We start from the raw sequence: 19275 nt of genomic DNA, 5'->3' as shown, positions 1-19275 counted from the left end.
GGACTGCAGGCGATGCTCCAGTAGCCGGCAATCAAAACCATGCTCTCCGCGCATTTTTTTGGCGGCCGATCAGTTTCGTGTGCATTCCCGCCTGGTTCCGTGAGCTCAATCGCGATAGAAAATGCCGTTTGGGAGCTTCAGGTTGTCGAGATCAGCCACTTTGCCCTCTGGCGGATTAAGGGCGCGCTTAAGCACGTTATATTCAGCGCGGGTCGGTGCACCGGTTGAAGCACGCTGGAACACCAAGTAGAGCGTCCGCCGCGAACGATTGCTTTTATTCGGCTTTGAGTAATGCGGTGCATAATCGTCGAAGATGAAGATGTCACCAGCCTTCCATACTACGGGTTCCCAGGAGAATGTTTCGGCGACCTCAGGATCAATCACCCCGCCGGCATCCATGGGAAATACCCCCTTCTTATGGTTGCCGGGGCTGAAGAAAAGGCCACCATTGTCCGGGTCGGAATCGTCAATGCCTATGGCAACGATCGCATGGACCATCCGGTCGGGCAGCCTGTGTGGAATGTGATAGATGTCCTGATGCGGGCGATAACCGCCGCTATCGGGATAGTGGAAGATCAGCAACTCCTTGAGTCTGCGCGAATCTTCGCCAAGCAAATCCTCGACCGCAGAGTTTATGCGCTGATCTTCTAGGAGGAGAAGACGCAATGGGTCATGGAAGTCCAGAAAATTCTCGGCCTTAGAGGTGATCTTTCGATCATCAGTCGTCTTCTCGAACCACATGAGCCATTTATCATCGCTGACATCCCAGCGTGATATGTCTTCAACAAAGCTGGACATACCTTCCACAGCCGCGGGATCGAAGAACCTTTCGAGCCTGATGTATCCGTCTTTCTGCCACTTTTCTCGTTGTGCATCAGTCAACATGCGAAAAGCCTCCTGTTGGAAAGAGTGGTTGGTCAAACATTCCGGTTAGGGGCAGTCGGGCGCTGTTAGGGTGTGGTCCCACGGAGACGATACTCCACGGCATGCAAACGGCGGCGCTAAGTGCGTTGCGCTCCGGGTGGATTGCAAGGCTTTGTTGTCCCTCCTCAATGGAGAGATCGCCGAGGCCAAAAGATCTGTCGATCCGGTACGTCTGCATAGTAGTCACGGCCGAGCATGCTGTTGATGGTGCGACTGCCCGAAAGACGACCTTCGTGCAGCCTGACGCAACGCAAGCCGTGCGCCGCGCGAATCTTTGCGACAAGTTCCCGTTCGGGTCGGGCGATCAGGGAGGGCACGTCGCTGGCATCGGGTCCATCGATGCTCCAAAAACGGGTACTGTCCGCAGAAGTTCGGCGCCAGACTGCCCATCCGAGGCCACGCCGGGTCCTCGGGTTCCCTAGGCTGGTGCCGATCACTTACCTCACCCGGTCCAGCCACCACACGCTTCGCTATGGGCCGGAAGCCCTCCGCTGACCGCCGACGTAGCCATGGCCGCCAGGGCCACTGCGCACTTTCGAGTGAGCGACCTGGTACGGTTTCGACGACCGTGGGGCAAATGGACGCCCGCAGAATAAAGCGATGCGCCCATAGGTCCAAGGGCATGTTCAGTCACGATGAGTTCGGAGCGGACTCCGGCCGTCGCCGCAGCGGAGGCGGACAAAATTCCTTGGATGCCACCGCCGATGATCAGTAGTCGCTGAGTCATATCCCGCTGCCCATTTCTTCGGCTACCGGGTCGGGCCAGCTCTCGACGGTGGTACGGCTGATAAAGCCAGGATGCTCAGGGTTCGCGCACGGCGCGCGCTGTAGAAGGCTGTCAAGAATGCGGCGAGCTCGCCAGGCCAGCAGGCTTAGGTTCGGATCGGCCAGCCCGCGCTGCCCGTGATTGGCGTTCTGTACGAAGATGCGTCTGTCACGCGGTCCGTCCCAGCACACCGAAAAATCCTCGTTGATGACCAACTCATTGTCGGTCTGTTGCAGCCGATCCGCCATCGGTTCCAAAAAGCTTGGCACGGCGTTCTCGTAACCGGTGGCCAGGATAACGATGTCGGCCGTGACTTCTTCGACGTCGCCCAAGCCGCGCTGCAGCGTCAAGTTATGACCCGCGCCGGCGTTGATGCAGCGCGAAACGTTGCAACCCGGCCGCAGTGCGATGTCACATAGGTCTGGCTCAAGAAATTCGTGGCGATACAGCGCCTGGTAGACGGCGCGCAAAGTGCGATCCGAAATACCATCCGAGGCGAGCACGAAACGCCGCAGGAACAGCTTGCGCTGCGGCTCGCTCATTGCCGCGAAACGATCCGAAAAACAGGGCATGAACAACTCGTTTGTGAACGGGCTGTTGTCGAGGGGCAGGTAGTTTTCGCGCTGCGAGACCCAGGTGATCGAGGCAGGCCGCCGTTCTCTTGGCCCACCGACCAAATGCAACAGCACCTCGGCTCCCGACTGGCCGCCACCAACGACGCAAACATGTTTGTGTCGCACCTCAGGATGGATGTGCAGCAAATCGGATGAATGGAACAGGTTGCGTCCGATCCAGCCCTGAAATTGAGGTGGAATCCGCGCTTGCTTGCCGATGCCGACCACCAGGTCTCTTGCACTGAGAACTGCATCGCCCGTGCGCACCCGAAACTCGCCATCATAGCGTATTTCGCGGACGGTCTCGCCGCCGCGCACAAGTGGGTTTCTGCGGAACGCCCAGTTCAGGTATTGCTCGAACTCAGCCCTGAGCACAGCATCGAACTGTGCATTCAGGAAGTGATACAGACGCCCGTTCTCGTGCAGGTAGTTTATGAAAGTGTAGGCGGATCGCGGATTCACCAGCGTGACCAGATCCTTGATGTGGCTGACCTGGAGTTCTGAGGAATCGAATGCGCTGCCTGGATGCCAGCGGAAGTCGACTTGCCGATCCAAGAACAGTGCCCCGTGCCCGATTTGCTCGTGGATCTGACACGCAAGGCTCAAATTGGACGGGCCAGCACCGATCCCAATGCAAGAGAGATCCAGTTGTCTTGCTCCTACTGACCTTTCCCAAACAGACGCTGTGCGCAGCGAATGTGGGCCATGGCAGTTGGGCTTGCCGTCCCCGCAGGCATCGTCGACACCGCCGGACTTGCGACAGCTTGTCCGCGCGTTCGTAGTATCGGGTGTGACGCCCGCGGATTCCCGCTCCGTGATGAGATCGGCACTCATGCCGGCGATATGTTGCGCGTGGCTGGCATCGAGAATCCCGCCTCGATGACCCCCGCGTGGTCAGTGACATCCTTTTGCAACCTATCCCTCATTGCAATTGGGCTCAGTTGCCCGCCTCGACCACGATGAGCCGACCTTCGGCCTGCTTGGCGACCAGCGAGGGCACGGTCATGAGTGCGACGACAGCATTTTTCCGTGGGTTTAATCATAGAAGACATCCGCTGCTGCGTTCGAGAGGTCCCCTGCATCGAACGTGCCAGAGCAAAACATCAGCAAACGCAACGGAAGGGGTTTGCGATCCTGTCGAGTATCCAACATTGAGGCCGAAACCTTGCACCGGCGCCGATTTTTGCACGTAATCGTACTTTTCGACTTCGTAGCGTTGCAGGCGCTCTTGGCACTTTCCACACGGCCGTCATCGAGGACTGGCCCCGGCGCCGAGTGTCGATCCCTGAAAAGGAATTTCCGTTATCAAGGTCCTCATGAGGACTATCCCGACATGGTCCTGCATTCGGCGACGCAACGGATGCGGCAAACCTGATCCGTCTCCGGCAAGAAACGCAGCCGGACGAAATCTACAATCTGGCTGCGCAAAGCCACGTGCAGTCTCCTTCGGGACCGGGAACACCGCCAATGCCGATACGCTCGGCACGCTGCTGCTGCTGAGCGATCCGCATTCTTCGTCTCGAGAAAGAAACGCGGTTCTACCAGGCGTCAACTTCCGAACTCTTTGGTTCGGTCCAGGCATCCCGCAGCAGGAGAGCACTCCGTTTTATCCACGCTCGACCTATGCGGTGGCGAAGCTCTACGCCTACTGGATCACCATGAACTACCGCGAGGTATACGGGCTCTGTGGCATCCTGTTCAATCACGAAGGGCCGACGCGCGGCGAAACTTTCATCACGCGCAAGGTGACGCGTGCGTTGGCTCGGTCATGGCCGGCAAACAGGACTGTCTCTATCTCGGAAACCTGGAAGCAAAGCGCGACTGAGGCTCGGCGCGCGCCTATCGAGGGCATGTGGCGCATCTTGCAGCATCAACCTGACGATTTCGTGCTGGCAACCGGCGAGACACACACGGTCCGCACCTTTGTCGGGGCTTGCCGTCAGGCGAGTCGAAAAGGAGATCGTCTGGGAGGGCGAAGGCGTTGACGAGGTGGGCCGTGAACGCATGAGTAATCAAGCGCTGATCCGGATCGACAAACGCTGTTTCGGGCCAATCGAGGTTGACCTGCTGATCCGCGATGCCTCCAAGACAGCCGACAAAACTCGATTGGAAACCGAAGACCACTTTCGAGGACTTCGTCTCGGAAATGGTCGAGGCTGACTGCCGCGCCTACGGGATCGTGTTAGCGTGACGTGAAAACACGGTGACTTCGTGGGCATGTGCATCTTGCCGTTTCAGGGACGTCGGCATTTCAGGCCCGCCGCGGTCAGCCGGCGTCAGTTAGTTCTATCGTTTGGATCGGCAAACTCACACATCCTGCAAAGCAGAAAACCAGCCGCTCCATTCATGCGATCGACGATTTCGCAAAAAACTGGGCTTTTAAAGAGATCGCCATATTCGTCGCATAGAAGGTTGCCCAATACGTGACGCCGCTCAAAATCCATGGAGCAGAGAGTAACCTCGCCGTTTGGAAGGAGTACATTCCGATACTGCCGTTCGTCCACGCATATCAGCGCTCCGACGACTGGCTGCCGTGGTTCTACAATCTTAGGGTCTACGCTTCCACCCCTGCTGCTCACCGGTCGCGCGCGAACTAGGGCTTGGGCAGGGATAATGTCGGCGATATCGGGATGGGGCTCACCCAAAACCACGAATCGGATCGAAGGGATGTCGGCGTCGACGAGTTGACCAACCAAATCGCGATACTTGTCTCCGACAAGGCGGCTATTCATGTGGGCGCCATCATCAAAAACATGAACCACGAATACCCCCAACCGCAGCGCCTGCAAGCGTTGTAGATCCTGCCCCTTCATTCCCACAAGCGTCGTGAAAATCCTGATGCCGTGGCCTTTGGCGGAAGCGTGCTCGACCATTTCGGTGCAATCCGGATTGAGCCATGGGTCAGAATACCCGGCAAAACTAATGTCGACGGAGGTTGGTACGCGCCAGACAGCGCTTGAAATCTCCAAGACTAAGATGCTTCGTATCAGATACTTTTCTTTGCCGGTCAGCGAACTTGTCCTGCGGACAATATGAACATCCCACGATGCATCCTGTGGTCGTCGTTATCTCCAAAACTCTGCCGGCTGGGATAGCAGAGCGCAGTTCCGGTAAAATCATTCGTTGTGACTCCCACTCGTCTTGGTCATGCATAACGTCCAGCATGGTGTCTTTGGCTTCATGACACCGACGGTCAAGACATTCCGAATGAGCCCAGCCATCTCCGCCTGGGCAGCAGTCAACAGCCGGTTTCCTCAATCTGCCGAGCGGACTATCAACGAACTTTGGGCGCATCGGCGCGGCAGGGCGGCGCAACCGCAAAGTCGCGCGTCAGCCATTGCCAAGGTGTAGCCGTGACCGTTGAGCGGGCGCGCCGCCGAGATGGCGCAGCAGGCCATCAATCGTCTCGCGTTCTTATGCAGTCAGCCCCCACTCAATATTGCCGCATCTCCAGCAAAGGCCGTGCCAGCGCGCTTAGCCGCAGCAACTGCACGAGCAGGCTTCGAGAAACCTCACGCCCAAGGCGGCCGGTTGTTTTGGACCGGACATGTTTTTTGTCGCTGTCAGCTTTTGGACATGCATTTCAGACGCTTGAGGACAGACTTGGCTGTCTCCCTGCGGTAATGTTGGCGTCGGCTCATCATCTAGCATCATTTCGGCGCCGGCTGTGTGCGCGGAAGATCTACACGACCTGACCGCCGCGTGCAGCGACTGCCTGCCGGCTCATAGCTGATCTTTTCTCCTGAAGCCGGCGATGGGGCTAGGCCGTCGAGTGCGTGCTGCCGGATGCTGCGTATGCTGTTTGGCTAGACGGCGGATACCGCGTCACCTCCATATTTTCGCGACAGAGGTTTGGTGGCGTCGCAGGCCTTCCGGCTACATCACCGCAGTGCTCGGGAATTCGTATCTGATCCGCGTGAGGCGAAGACCTTCTCTCTCGACTGGCTCGCCGAGGCCGTCTGTCCTGCGGGCACCGAACGATTTCTCATTTGGCATGGCGCATGCGCGTCGATCCGCAAACCCCGTCATGAGGACAAATCGGAGCTGGCCGCCACTCCACCTCCGAGGGCAGACGGGAAGCAGCGCCTTCAAATGAGGAACAAAATCACTTTACCTCGAATCTTGCCTCTCGATCACAACCGGAGCCATGGAACCGCGTCCGCGACCATCGCCTCGCGCCCCAAGGCAATTGCCCAGCGCAAATGGCTACGCGCGATTACGCCATGCATCCCTTACGAGGCTATGACAGCACCTCGGAGAGCCTCGCCGCCATCATGCAGACCGATCTAAGCCCACCTGATCCAGCACAAAGGAATTTCAAACATGCACCAAGATACCGTCCGTGGGAAAGCTTTCGCCATGCCCCTGATCAGCCCGGCCTACCCGGCCGGCCCATATCGCTTCCGCAACCGGGAGTATCTGATCATCACATATCGCACCGATCCGCAGAAACTGCGCGACCTTGTGCCGGAGCCGCTTCAGGTGTGCGAGCCTATGGTCAAGTTCGAGTTCATTCGCATGCCGGACTCGACGGGCTTCGGCGACTACACGGAAGGCGGACAGGTCATCCCGGTCTCCTTCTGTGGCCGCAGGGGGAGCTATACCCACTGCATGTTTCTCGACGACCATCCGCCGATAGCGGGCGGACGCGAGTTGTGGGGCTTTCCCAAGAAGCTCGCTAGCCCAACGCTCCGAACGGAGACGGATACCCTTGTTGGCACGCTGGACTACGGGCCGGTCCGCGTCGCGACGGGTACCATGGGCTACAAGCACCGAGCCGCCGACCTCGCGAGCGTGAGGGCCTCGCTCGCTGAACCGAATTTCCTCCTCAAAATTATCCCGCATGTCGACGGCACGCCGCGCATCTGTGAGCTCGTGGAATATCATCTAGAGGACGTCCATTTGAGGGGCGCCTGGACCGGCCCGGCAGCCCTGAACCTCTGGTCGCATGCACTTGCCCCCGTCGCCGAACTGCCGGTGCTGGAAGTAGTCTCGGCAGTACACCTCGTCGCAGATCTCACGCTCGCGCTCGGGAAGGTCGTCCACGACTATCTCGCGGAAGCCTAGCCTCGCCGTCGGAAAGGAAGAACCATGAACTTTTACAGTGATATCTCATTGAACCAACGCGATGGGGAGCTGGTGGACGGCTTCTCGACAAGGAACGCCACTGACAATCTTATACAACGTCTTTCCAGCTACCTAGCCTTAGAGGACATTCCGCCGCTTTGCAGCGAGTGCAGGCGCCTCGCGAGTAAGAACGATTGCCCTTGCCCATCCTCCCTGCTTTTGGTGCAACATATGCTCGCTGCCGTTTACCAGCGGCTTGACGCCATTGACTGCCTCTCAGAGCAAGGCGCCATAAGACTGAAGGCTTTTACCGATTATCTGGCGGCGGTCGTTCGAATAGCTTCAGAGAGCGGCGACGCGGCACCCTGGATTGATCTAGCAACCCGGTTTAGCGCTCTTTTCGATCCCGACGAGGTTGCCCATTGATCTCGCGCTTATCGCTTTTTCGTGGAACGAGCAGCCTCGTCGGCAGATGCGTCATCGATCGCCAGCGGCGTGCCGGCGCATATGCGAGCGTAAAAGCGCCGAGCGGCCGGTGATGTATCTCGAACGTGACGACGCCGATTGGCGCGATGCGCGTTGGCTCGGGGCCCTCGTGCCCAAGCATGGGTGCGTTCCCATTCCCCGGCATCGTACTCGCGATCCCGTCTGTGCCGTGCTCAAGCAAACGAGCTCGAGCGAACCGCCCCAGGTTGCGGATTTAGACAGTCGTTGATGGGTTTGGCTGGCGAATTGGCGCGTTCGGCCTTCGGTTGGAAGACCGCCTTGAGGGGGGCCAACGAAACGGAATTGGCGAAGCCACGCTGGAGTATGCCTTCACTGGGGTCGCGTCCCTGCGCGTGCTGTAGCGCAGCGTTCGCGAAGCCGCTCGCGAGCGCGCCCTCATAGCGCGCTGAGCGGGCGAGCGGCTTCGGGGCGGGCGCAGAGGCTGGGTAGACGGGCCGGACTCACCTCACCCGGTCCAGCCACGACATGCATCGCCAAAGGCAAGGACCCCGCTGACCGCGCCCGCAAGGGGGGAGATTGGCCGTCATCGCTGCCTTCGCCAATCTCCAAGGCTAGAAGTTTGGAGCCGCCAGGGAAGCTGCCGGTCTCCCCCCTTGCGGGGGAGATGGCCGGCAGGCCAGAGAGGGGGTTTCCCGCCAGCGTTAGATCACATTCAATTCCCTGAACGCCCGCCCTTCAGCGACACGGCTGTACCCAAACGCCGAGCAGTCCACCGTGCGGTAGCCGCCGTGCACGATCAGCTCGGCCAGCGGCTTGCCGACCGCCGGCGCCTGCTGCAGGCCGTGGCCGGAAAAACCGTTGGCGAACAGGAAATTGCCGACCCGCGGATGCGGCCCGATCACCGCGTTCTGGTCGAGCGTGTTGTAGTCGTAATGGCCGGCCCAGGCGCGGGTCGCCTTGATCGCCTCGAAGGCGGGAATGCTGGTCGCCAGCACCGGCCAGATCACCTCTTCGAACAGCGACCAGTCGACCTCGAAATCCTTGGGGTCAGCTGGGCCGTCGCCCTCTTCCGGCTCGGCGCCGCCGGTGAGGTAGACCGAGCCTTCCGGCCGCACATAAATTCCGGAGGGATCGACCAGCAGCGGCATGTCGGCGTACTTTTCGCGCGCCTCGAAGACGAAGACGTTGCGCTTGCGCGGCTCGACCGGCAACACCAGCCCCGCCATGGCAGCCACCGTGCCGGCATTCGGCCCGGCTGAGTTGACGACGATGCCGACTTCCAGCCTGTCGCCATTGTCGAGGCTGACACTGGTCACGCTCTGGCCGTTCCACCTCCGCCTTGCGCATGACTGGAGAGATTTCCGGCGGGCGTCGCCTCCCGAGCAATGCTTTTCATGTTCGTTACTCTTCGTAAGATCGATTATTTCGATGGAGCCCATCTACGTATGAATGCAGGCGTCACAGTAGAGCTTTGAACAGCATCGGTGCGGGTCCGGAACCGTCATCGAGCCAAAAACAGCGGCAATGTCGGCTTTTCAAAGATCCATCTGGTCACACCGCCAAAGAGCCGCTCACGCAGCCGACGGCTGCCATAGGCGCCCATGACGATCATGTCCGCAGAAATGTCGATTGCGTGCTGCGCAAGCACCGTGGCCGCCGATTTGCCGGCACTTGGCAGGAGGTCAACCGACACCCGAGCACCGTGCCGAGTGAGATAAGCAGCGATGTCGGCTCCAGGCTCCGCGCCGTTCCCGTTGTAGTTGGCCTTCGGATCGACCAGGGCGACACGAACTTCCTCAGCAACGCACAGGAGACCCAGCGCTTCTCGAACCGCACGGGACGCCTCGACTCGCGAATCCCAACCGACCAGGACGCGCCGTGGCCACAGCGTCGCCTCAGCCCCCTTCGGCACAACGAGCACCGGCTTTCCCGTATCGAACAAGCAGCCGTTGACCACAGGAGGTCCGAGATTCTCGTCGTCGAGGAGCCCCGGTCCGATGATCGTGAGGTCGGCGCAGAGCGCCCGCTGTCGTGCCACTTCACCGAGGCTGGCCGGATCGTAATAGTCGGTGTCAACGTCATAGGCGAGAGACATAGATTCCAGCAGTTTGTGGATATCTCTGGAGCGTTTTTCCAGTCTGACCGCGTTCTGTGTAAATCGATCGATTTGCCGAAACCGATCGTTCAATCTGGCAATTGCCTGTCCACGTGCTACCGGCCACTCTGGGACACCATCTCCGATCCGCCGATGCGACATAAGGAGCATCGGAGCGGGTATAATCAGTACGGAAAGGTGCGCGCCGATCTCCGCACACAAGCCGGCAGCAGTTCTGACGTCCTGATCGGAATGGTCAGCGCCGGTCAAACAGAGTACCGTTTTAAAGCCCATTTTCCTGTTTCTTCCTGAGTTTCCGTTGAGGGCGTTTCAGGCCGCAAGACCGGCTCACAGCGCGAGGAAAGGGAGTGGCACCACACTCGGCACTCAATTCAGCCGTCCAGTTTCTCGAGCGAGTAGCCAGCCGACCTGACGGTACGGATGACGATACCGGTCGAGGCCGCCTCCAGAGCCCTTCTGAGCCGACTGATGTGGACGTCGACTGTGCGTACACCGACATGGATATTGGCCGGCCAGGCCCCCCCGATCAGCTCGTCCCTGCTGAAGACCGTGCCGGGCGCCTCGAGCAAATGCCGAAGCACGTTGAACTCGATCGGTCCGAGATGGATGTCATGGCCATTGCCGCAAACCCGGTGGGCATCGAGCTTCATCTCAAGGCTGCCATAGGAAAGCCAGTTGTTGTTTTCAATCGCGTTTGAACCCGGCTTCGGCAGCGCCAGCCTCGTCCGCAGATAATCGAGCAGCTTGGCCGGCGCCATTGGCCGCACAAAGCTCTCGTCAATGCCGGCCTTCAACAGATCAAGGTGCTGGTTCTCGGCGCCGGGCGCGATCAGGGCAATGATGGGCAGGCCGCCGGTCCGGGGTTCCCGCTTGAGCCGGGCGCAGATTGCGGACCCGGTAAGGCTCGTTGGACCGCAGTCCAGCACCACGGCCTGGAATTCCCGTTCGTCGGCCTTTGCAAGTGCTTCCTTGGCGCCGCCTGCCGGCTCACTGACGAAGCCGTCCACCTCCAGTATGTGGCTGAGGAACAGATAGAACTCCGCATCTTGCGAACAGATCAGGACGAGTGGCTTCATCAGCGCTACCCCGAGAACCACATTGGCCTCGACCGCGTCGGCCGCGTGGGCTGGCCATCGCGGCTCCTCAAGGCCTGACATGATCCTCTTGCTCGAAAATCGGTTTCATGCCCGTGCCACCTCGGGATAGGCGTCGATGGCTGCGATGGCATCGTCGACCAGTTTCGTACCGGCCGCGGCGAGTTTGCAGAACGTCTCGAAGCCGAACCGATGGACGTCGCGCACGGTCTTGGACAGAACGACCAGCCGCCCGGCGGTGAAAAGCACACGCCCGAAGCCCTCATGGCTCATTTCGATCATCGGCGATGCCATCAGGCCGGAGCGCTCCTCGATCGCAAGGGCGACGGCAGTGTAAAACTTGTCGAGCCTCCACAGCACGTCCGGATCGGGATCGCCGATGATTGGAATCGTACGCCGCTGTTCCTTGCTGACGATGAAGTCGGCCAACAACTCGGCGTCCGCTTTGCCGTCCCACGACCCGTGCGAATCTTGAGCACGGATCAGCCGCACGAGGCATTTGACGAACGGGCTGGCAAGGGCCGCCTCGTCATCGTTGACAGCAGGGCTGATCGCGACTTCAAACATTTTGCTCTTTCCTCGTTTCAGTCCTCGTCCTCGAAGGAGGGTTTCTTTTCGGCGACACCAGCTTCGGCCAGCACCTTGCGCAGCCAGGGCGGAGGACATGTCCTCAGCATCGTCTGCGTGCGCAACAGCACCTCTTGGATGGTTTGTGGCTGCGGCACCTTGATTGGATGGATTTTTGCCGAAACAACCTTGGCTGCCGAAGGTCCGCCGATGGCCAGACAAAACAGCAGATGGCAGCCCTTCAGAGCCTCCACCTTCGGCGTGATGCGGTCATCGCCCTCGATCCGACGCTTCCCGCTCTCATCGGAAACGTCATCGAAGGCCACAGCTTCCACGAGATGCCACTCCTCGCGCGTCACGTCGTAGACAGCAAAGCGCTTGGCCGACCCGAAATGGGCGTTGAGATCCTTCATGTCTTGCGTGGCGATGGCTACGCGCAATGCGCCTGCTCGTCGTTCAGGCATCGGTGCGTGAACCTCGTCAGTGACGAGTGAGAGGCGACGAACGGAGCTCATCTGGCATTTCTCGATTACGGAATGGATCAAGCGCCTCAGGCGTCGGCGCGTGCTGGTTGGCCTGGAAGATGTTGGCAACATCGAAGATCAGGTCGCGCGTTCCCCGATACAGGATTGTGAGCTTGTGCTGGCTGCCGAGCCGGTCGAAGATCGGGAAGCCGACGCGCATGAGCGGAATGCCAAGGCGTCGCGACGCCTGGCGACCGTGGGAATGTGTTACGAGAAGATCCGCGCCCGCTGCAAGAGCTTCCAAATCGCCCAGATCGCCGATCTGAACCCACTCCGCCGGTACTTTTTGCAGAATCTTCGACATATCGGTCGTCGTGACCGCCGCCGCGATTTCGCAGCCCATGCCGGTGAAGAAGGTTGCGAGTTGATAGAGTTGGTCTGGTTCAGCAGCGATCGCAATTCTCTTGCCTCCGAAATGGAAATGTCCGTCGAGCAACGCATCCTGCAATTGCGCCCGGTGACGGCGAATCCGGCCCGGCACCGCCGCGCCCGAAACCGCCGACAGCAGCGAGACGAACCGGTCGGCAGCCCTCAATCCGGTCAGCGACCGGAACACCGCGAACGGCACGCCGGTCAACCCGTGCAGTACTTTCGCCGGGAGGCGCATGTGCTCGCCGATGACGATGCATTGCGCGGCCGTGCCAAGCTCGCGGATTTCCTCGACGCTGGTGCCGCCATAGGTAGTCGTTACCCAGCGGTCAGGAACCGTGCCGTCGAGCGAGCCGGAGACGTCCGGCAGAATAACCGGCTTGAGCCCAAAACCTTCAACCATGTCACGCAAATGCTCGACGTCAGCGACAGTGAGGTTGCATCCGGGCAGGATCGCGATCTTCTTCGGCTGCCGCGTCCGTTCACCCGACCGTGTAATCCCTTCGATCATCGCCGCGACAGCCTTGGCCCAGCCTTCTTCGATCGCGCCGTCAAAATCCGGCGTGTTGGCCAGCACGACCTCCGTACCCGCGAGCTCTTCCACATGCTTCAGCTTGACGTTGGCGATATCACTCGCGCAATCTTCGCCACGGGTCTCCACCAGCGCGGTCGTGCACACCCCTATCAGCTTTGGCTTCGTGCGGGTTTTGAGGTTGAGGATCGCCTCTTCCAGATGGTCCGCTCCGCCGAGTATGGTTGCCACCTCGTCCATCGCCGTTGTCTGCAAGGGGATCGCTTCCTTGAAATGCCGCACGAAGAGCACAAGCGCGAAGCTGGTGCAGCCTTGGCCGCCGTGGAACAGGGGCATCGCACCCTCGACTCCAAGAAAAGCGAAGGCGGCACCCAGCGGCTGCGACGACTTCAGCGGGTTGACCGCCGCTGATTTGATTTTGCGAAGGATGCGGACCATCGGATTTCCTCAACGGTCGCCGAAGCGGTGAGCCGGCGCGCCGGCGAATTCGTTGAAAGCGTTCACAGTCGCGATCCCGTTCTTCGTGCTCGCCAGATCCTCCTCCAAAGCAGGCTGGCAATCCCACGGCGCCGGCTCCCGCACCTGGCCCCAGATCGGGTTATGAATGGCGAGGTCGATCTGCCGTACAAGTTCCACCATGCCGTCATAGCCGGCATAAGGATGTTGGCGCTCCTGGTTGATATCGAGCCAGGGTGTCTTGGCTTTCAGCGCGATGAATTGCGTGCGCCCGCCCGACAGCATGATGTCGGCCTTGTGTTTTGAGAGCATGGCGTAAAGATCGCGCGCTGCCATCTGCTCGAACATGTGGTTTTCGTCCTTGAGGATCCGCTTGATCCGCTCCTTGTCTTCGGCGGTGGATTTCTTGACCGAGGTGCCGACGATCTCCATGCCGATCTCCATCAGCGCGTGGACGACTGACCAGGACTTCACACCGCCTGTATTGAGCAGCACGCGCTTGCCTTGAAGCCGCCGGCGGTATGCCTCGAGCTTCTTCCACGCAATCGCTTCCTGTTCAGCAATCAGCGTGTCTGTGCGATCGAGGATCTCCGCATCGGCGCCCTTCCCCACCAGCAGCTCAGCAATGTTGCGAAGTGCTTCGGAGGTATCGGTTATGCCGTAGAAGGAGCCCTCGAAGAACGGGATGTCCCAGCGCTCCTCCATCTTGCGCGCCAGATTGATGAGTGCGCTCGAGCACACCATCATAGCCGCCCGGGCGCGGTGCGCGGATGCAACGTCGATGTAACGCGCATCGCCCGGAATGCAGGCGCGCACCCGGATGCCGAGCCGATCAAGCAGCGGCTTCACCAGCCAGAATTCGCCTGAGAGGTTGAATTCGCCAAGGATGTTGATGTCGTAGGGCCCGGCGTCGTCGGGTTCCACCGTGCCGATGACATGATCGAGCAACGCTTCGGCGGCGAGTTTGTTGCCGAGGTTCTTGGATCCGGCCAACCCCGGCGCATTGATCGGCACCACGGCCAAGCCGAATTTTTCGGCCGCGCGTTTGCACACGGCCTCGATGTCGTCGCCGATCAGCGCCGTCACGCAGGTCGAATAGACGAAGACTGCCGGCGGCGCATATGTTTCCTTTATCTCGCGGATCGCCTTGAAGAGCTTCCGCTCGCCCTGCCCCATCACGACGTCGAGTTCGGTGAGGTCGGTTGTGAAGCTTGTCCGCCACAGGGTTGGCCCGGACGAAGCTGCGCCTCTGTTGTCCCAGGAATTGCCCTCGCAGGCGAGCGGCGCATGGACCAGGTGCGCAACGTCGGTGATCGGCTGCAGGACGATCTTGGCGCCGTCAAAGGCGCAGCCGCCGGCTGCCGCCCCGGGGGTCAGCGGCTTCGAGCAGCCCTGCTTGCGCGCCTTGGTATCCTTGCCGCGGTTGTTGTCGCAGGCGGGCTCGTCGAAAACGTCCTGGATCTTGGCACTGAGCGAGGTCATTGCGTCAGTCTCCGAAGTCCATTGGGCAATGGACGGCCTCGGCGAAAAGCCGGCACGGGCTTAGCGGGTGAGGTCATAGGAATAATCCGTCACGCCCGTTTCGCTCGTCTCGCGATCCAGCTTGTCGAATATCTTGTCGAGGATCGTCGTCAGCACGCGTAATCCACCTTGGTAGCCCATGAGGGGAAAGCGATGGTGATGGTGCCGGTCGAAGATTGGAAACATCAGCCGGATCAGCGGCGTGCCGGTGTCGCGCTCCAGATACTTGCCATAGGAATTGCCGATCAGCAGGTCCACCGGCTCTGTAAACAGCAGCGAACGCATCGCCCAGAGATCCTTGCCCGCCCAGATCTGGGCATCCTGGCCGAAGGACGAGGATGCAAGCAATTCCTTCATCTCGGCCTCCCAGGCCGATGTGCCGTTGGTCGCGAGGCAATGTGTCGGCTCGCCGCCGGTCTCCATGACGAAGCGGGCCATGGCGTAGACGAAGTCCGGATCCCCATAGATTGCGTACTTCTTGCCGTGCAGCCATGACTGGCTGTCCGCCATGGCGTCAACCAGTCGGCCGCGCTCCATCCGGATTGTCTCGGGAATCTCCTGGCCGGAAATCGCCGAGACCTTCATCAGGAATTCGTCGGTCGCCTGGACACCCAGCGGATAGTGGAAGGATGCCGTCGCCTGCCCGACCTCGTTGCAATATTCCAGCGTCTTGCGGGTGTTGTAATGCTGCAGCGACAGTGTCGCCTCCGCGTTGAGTGCCCCTTTCACGTCTTCGATCTTGGTGCCACCGTCATACATGCGGTATTCGCCGTCCGACGGCGTGTCGAACTGGTCTGAGGCGTCCTGAATGACGGTATAGGTGACACCCATCAGGTCGAGGAGGCGCTTAAGTTCCCGGTTGTTTCCGACGCAGAATCCGTCGAAGCCTGGAATGATGTTGATGGTCCCAGCGGCTTGCGAGCGCTCGCTGCCCTTCCAGAAATGCTCCAGAACGCCCTTCACCATGACGTCATAGCCATCGACATGGCTGCCGACGAAGGCAGGCGTATGCGCGAAAGGCACGGCGAAGTCGCTCGGGACCGAGCCTTCGTTCTTGGCGTTCTCTATGAAGCTCTGGAGGTCGTCGCCAATGACTTCGGCCATGCAGGTGGTCGACACGGCGATCATCTTGGGGTCGTAGAGCTTGTAGGTATTGGCGAGCCCGTCGACCATGTTCTTCAGGCCGCCAAACACTGCCGCGTCCTCGGTCATCGAGGAGGAAACCGCTGACGAAGGCTCCTTGAAATGTCGCGACAGATGCGAGCGGTAGTAGGCGACGCAGCCCTGGCTACCGTGGACGAAAGACATGGTGCGCTCGAAGCCCGCGGCCGCGAACACCGCGCCGAGCGGCTGGCAGGCCTTGGCGGGGTTTATGACAAGCGCCTCGCGAGCGAGGTTCCTTTCGCGGTATTCCCAAGTCTTGGTCAATTCGCGTTGGTCGGTGACGATCTGATCAGGGTGCGGACATTCGAAATTCAGCTTCTTCTCGGCAAGCATTTGTCTGTATTCCGGCTCGCGGAACAGGGGAGCATGGTCGAGAACTTTTTCGGCCGATTGCGGCATGGTGGTCACCTTTTCCATCTGGCCGCGGCAAGCGGCAGCACAGGGACATCGAAACTTGAAGGGCCTCCGCGGATCGAGTGCCCCCGAACATTTTTATCGGCCTCCCTGCCTGGCAGGGAGGCCAGTCCTCATTCGGCGGCGACCGCCCTCGGCGGTGCGTCCTTCATCTTCTTCCACGGCGCGCGGTAGAGACCCCAGACCGGGTTGTTGATGGCCAGATCCATGTCGCGGGCGAAAATGGCGAAGCCGTCATAGCCGTGATACGGGCCGGAATAGTCCCATGAGTGCATCTGGCGGAACGGGATGCCCATCTTCTGCACCGGGTACTTCTCCTTGATGCCGGAGCCAACGAGATCAGGGCGGATGCCTTCGATGAACTTCTCCAGCTCATAACCGGTGACGTCGTCATAGAGGAGCGTGCCATTCTTCACGTAATGGCCGGTGCGCTGGTAGTCGTCGTTGTGGGCGAACTCGTAGCCGGTGCCGACGATCACCATAGCGAGGTCCTCGTAAGCAGTGATGACGTGACGAGGACGCAGCCCGCCGACATAGAGCATTACCGTATTGCCTTCGAGGCGCGGTCGGTACTTGGCGATGACGGCATCGACCAAGGGCCGGTACTTGGCGATGACCTTTTCGGTCTTCTCCTCGATTTCCGGGCCGAAATGCTTGGCGATGTTGCGCAGGGAGGCCTCGATCTGGGAGGGGCCGAAGAAATTGTATTCCATCCAGGCGATGCCGTACTTTTCCTCCATGTGCCGGCAGATGTAGTTCATCGATCGGTAGCAGTGGATCAGGTTGAGCTTGGCCCTTGGCGCGCGCTCTATCTCGGCGAGTGTGGCGTCGCCCGACCAGTTGCCGACCACCCGGAGCCCAATCTCTTCGAGCAGGATTCGCGAGGCCCAGGCATCGCCGCCAATGTTGTAGTCGCCGACGACGTTGACGTCGTATGGGCCGGACTCGAACGCGACATCGTCCTTGTCGAAGACCCAATCGCGGATCGCATCATTGGCAATGTGGTGGCCGAGCGATTGTGAAACGCCGCGGAAACCTTCGCAGCGCACCGGTACAATCGTCTTTTCGTGCTCCTTGGCTTTCTTGCGCGACACGGCCTCGATATCGTCCCCGATCAGGCCGATCGGGCATTCGGACTGCACCGAGATGCCTCCACTGAGCGGAAACAAGTCCTCGATCTCGTCGATGATCTTTTCCAGCTTTTTGTCGCCGCCGAAAACGATGTCCTTCTCCTGGAAGTCGGAGGTGAACTGCATTGTCACGAACGTGTCGATGCCCGTCGTGCCGACGTAATAGTTGCGGCGTTGCGACCAGGAATATTGCCCACAGCCGACTGGCCCGTGCGAGATGTGGACCATATCCTTGACCGGACCCCACACCACGCCCTTGGAGCCGGCATAGGCGCAGCCGCGGATTGTCATCACGCCCGGAATGGATTTGATGTTCGATTTGACGTCGCATTCGGAAAGGCCCTTGTCCTCCCCTCCAGCCTCGTCCTTGCTCGTTGCGACACTGAGGTGCTTCTTGCGACGCTTCGCCGCCTTGTCTGGATATTGGGACAGCACGTCTTCGATAAGCTTCGCATGCAAAGCGCCGTCATTCTCATAGTCGAGGCCCATGGGACCTGCCCCTTTCAAGGTTCGGGTAATGCCTCGCCAACGAGGCCTTGTTTCGTACGAAGGGGCGCCAGGTCACGGTCGGCGCCCTCTGTCGGTAGCGGCGGCTAGTGAGCGACGGCCAATTTCGCTTCCTTGGCCTGAAGCTCGGCAAGCATTTGCTCGTCCGTCTTCATGATGCCGAAGTCGAGCAGCATGTCCTCGAGCTCCTCCATGGTGATTGGGGTCGGGATGGTGCCCTGGCCCGAATTGACATGGATCTTCTCGGCCAACGCGCGGTACTCCCCTGCCTGTTTGGAGTCCGGCGCATACTGGATTACCGTCATCTTTCTCAGTTCGGCATGCTGGACGATGTTGTCGCGCGGCACGAAGTGGATGAGCTTGGAATTGAGCCTGGCAGCCAGCGCCTCGGAGAGGTCGAGCTCGCGGTCGGTCTGGCGCTCGTTGCAGATCAGCCCGCCGAGCCGCACGCCACCCGAATGGGCGTATTTCAGGATACCCTTGGCGATGTTGTTGGCGGCATAGAGCGCCATCATCTCGCCGGACATGACGATGTAGATTTCCTGGGCCTTGTTTTCGCGGATCGGCATCGCAAAGCCGCCGCACACCACGTCGCCCAGCACGTCGTAGGAGACATAGTCGACATTATCATAGGCGCCGTTCTCCTCGAGGAAGTTGATCGAGGTGATGACGCCGCGGCCGGCGCAGCCGACACCCGGCTCGGGGCCGCCGGACTCCACGCACTTGATGTCTTTGTAGCCGATCTTGAGCACGTCCTGGAGTTCAAGGTCTTCCACAGAACCTTCTTGGGCGGCGAGATGCAGAACCGTATCCTGCGCCTTTGCGTTCAGGATCAGCCGGGTGGAGTCGGCTTTGGGGTCGCAGCCGACGATCAGGATCCTCTGTCCGAGGTCGACCAGGGCGGCTAGCGTATTTTGAGAGGTGGTGGACTTGCCGATGCCCCCCTTTCCGTAGAATGCGATCTGACGCAGACCTGACATGTTGCTTCCTTCCTTCTTTCCATCCATAGCGGTTACCGCGACTTCAATGCCGGTCGGCAGATCCCGCCGCCTCGCACCGATCG

15 protein-coding genes and 2 pseudogenes are annotated in these 19275 nt (G+C 60.0%); 4 read left to right on the top strand and 13 right to left on the bottom strand.

What is annotated here, in order from left to right:
* Window positions 1-105: 105 nt before the first annotated feature.
* Window positions 106-885: a phytanoyl-CoA dioxygenase family protein gene (locus CN311_RS02575; protein ID WP_097571869.1), complete on the bottom strand. Its 780-nt coding sequence runs from the start codon at window positions 883-885 to the stop codon at window positions 106-108.
* A gap of 762 nt (window positions 886-1647) precedes the next feature.
* Window positions 1648-2952, bottom strand: a complete 1305-nt coding sequence (locus tag CN311_RS02570; RefSeq protein ID WP_097571903.1) for a lysine N(6)-hydroxylase/L-ornithine N(5)-oxygenase family protein — start codon at window positions 2950-2952, stop codon at window positions 1648-1650.
* A gap of 723 nt (window positions 2953-3675) precedes the next feature.
* Here CN311_RS02570 and CN311_RS33620 point away from each other — a divergent pair.
* Window positions 3676-4289, top strand: a pseudogene (locus CN311_RS33620) (GDP-mannose 4,6-dehydratase).
* A 4-nt stretch (window positions 4290-4293) separates the two neighbouring features.
* Window positions 4294-4464, top strand: a complete 171-nt coding sequence (locus CN311_RS33170) for a hypothetical protein (protein ID WP_245440696.1) — start codon at window positions 4294-4296, stop codon at window positions 4462-4464.
* 116 nt (window positions 4465-4580) lie between these two features.
* Here CN311_RS33170 and CN311_RS02560 read toward each other — a convergent pair whose 3' ends face one another.
* The gene (locus CN311_RS02560; RefSeq protein ID WP_245440695.1) at window positions 4581-5273 is read right to left on the bottom strand and encodes a radical SAM/SPASM domain-containing protein; all 693 of its coding nucleotides are present in this window, start codon (window positions 5271-5273) and stop codon (window positions 4581-4583) included.
* Between the two features lie 1354 nt (window positions 5274-6627).
* Here CN311_RS02560 and CN311_RS02555 point away from each other — a divergent pair.
* Entirely contained in the window at window positions 6628-7371 is a 744-nt protein-coding gene (locus tag CN311_RS02555; protein WP_097571868.1) for an acetoacetate decarboxylase, read from the top strand.
* Between the two features lie 24 nt (window positions 7372-7395).
* The gene (locus CN311_RS02550; RefSeq protein WP_097571867.1) at window positions 7396-7797 is read left to right on the top strand and encodes a hypothetical protein; all 402 of its coding nucleotides are present in this window, start codon (window positions 7396-7398) and stop codon (window positions 7795-7797) included.
* 722 nt (window positions 7798-8519) lie between these two features.
* On the opposite strand, the pseudogene CN311_RS02545 reads toward CN311_RS02550, so the two are convergent.
* The 10 genes and pseudogenes from CN311_RS02545 to nifH form a co-directional block, all read right to left on the bottom strand.
* Window positions 8520-9143: pseudogene (locus CN311_RS02545) on the bottom strand (NAD(P)/FAD-dependent oxidoreductase); the annotation flags it as partial.
* Window positions 9144-9319: 176 nt separating this feature from the next.
* A complete protein-coding gene (locus CN311_RS02540) occupies window positions 9320-10207 on the bottom strand; it encodes a universal stress protein (RefSeq protein WP_097571866.1) in 888 nt (295 codons plus the stop codon).
* Window positions 10208-10305: 98 nt separating this feature from the next.
* The gene (locus CN311_RS02535; protein ID WP_097571865.1) at window positions 10306-11091 is read right to left on the bottom strand and encodes a response regulator transcription factor; all 786 of its coding nucleotides are present in this window, start codon (window positions 11089-11091) and stop codon (window positions 10306-10308) included.
* A 24-nt stretch (window positions 11092-11115) separates the two neighbouring features.
* Window positions 11116-11595, bottom strand: a complete 480-nt coding sequence (locus tag CN311_RS02530; protein ID WP_097571864.1) for a NifX-associated nitrogen fixation protein — start codon at window positions 11593-11595, stop codon at window positions 11116-11118.
* Window positions 11596-11612: 17 nt separating this feature from the next.
* Entirely contained in the window at window positions 11613-12110 is a 498-nt protein-coding gene (gene nifX / locus CN311_RS02525; protein WP_097571863.1) for a nitrogen fixation protein NifX, read from the bottom strand.
* Window positions 12076-13458, bottom strand: coding sequence for a nitrogenase iron-molybdenum cofactor biosynthesis protein NifN (gene nifN, locus CN311_RS02520; RefSeq protein ID WP_097571862.1), 1383 nt, complete (start codon window positions 13456-13458; stop codon window positions 12076-12078). The genes nifX and nifN overlap by 35 nt, the downstream gene beginning before the upstream one ends.
* A gap of 9 nt (window positions 13459-13467) precedes the next feature.
* Entirely contained in the window at window positions 13468-14958 is a 1491-nt protein-coding gene (gene nifE, locus CN311_RS02515) for a nitrogenase iron-molybdenum cofactor biosynthesis protein NifE (protein WP_097571861.1), read from the bottom strand.
* A 60-nt stretch (window positions 14959-15018) separates the two neighbouring features.
* Window positions 15019-16560 carry a nitrogenase molybdenum-iron protein subunit beta gene (nifK, locus tag CN311_RS02510; RefSeq protein WP_097571902.1) on the bottom strand — a complete coding sequence of 514 codons (1542 nt, stop codon included), beginning with the start codon at window positions 16558-16560 and terminating at the stop codon, window positions 15019-15021.
* Window positions 16561-16688: 128 nt separating this feature from the next.
* Window positions 16689-18194 carry a nitrogenase molybdenum-iron protein alpha chain gene (nifD, locus tag CN311_RS02505; RefSeq protein WP_097571860.1) on the bottom strand — a complete coding sequence of 502 codons (1506 nt, stop codon included), beginning with the start codon at window positions 18192-18194 and terminating at the stop codon, window positions 16689-16691.
* A gap of 104 nt (window positions 18195-18298) precedes the next feature.
* Window positions 18299-19192, bottom strand: a complete 894-nt coding sequence (gene nifH, locus CN311_RS02500; RefSeq protein ID WP_097571901.1) for a nitrogenase iron protein — start codon at window positions 19190-19192, stop codon at window positions 18299-18301.
* Window positions 19193-19275: the final 83 nt, after the last annotated feature.

Source organism: Mesorhizobium sanjuanii (assembly GCF_002529485.1).
GTDB classification, from domain to species: Bacteria; Pseudomonadota; Alphaproteobacteria; order Rhizobiales; family Rhizobiaceae; genus Mesorhizobium; species Mesorhizobium sanjuanii.
The sequence above is the reverse complement of the archived record's forward strand: the minus strand, read 5'-3'. Positions and strand labels throughout refer to the sequence as shown.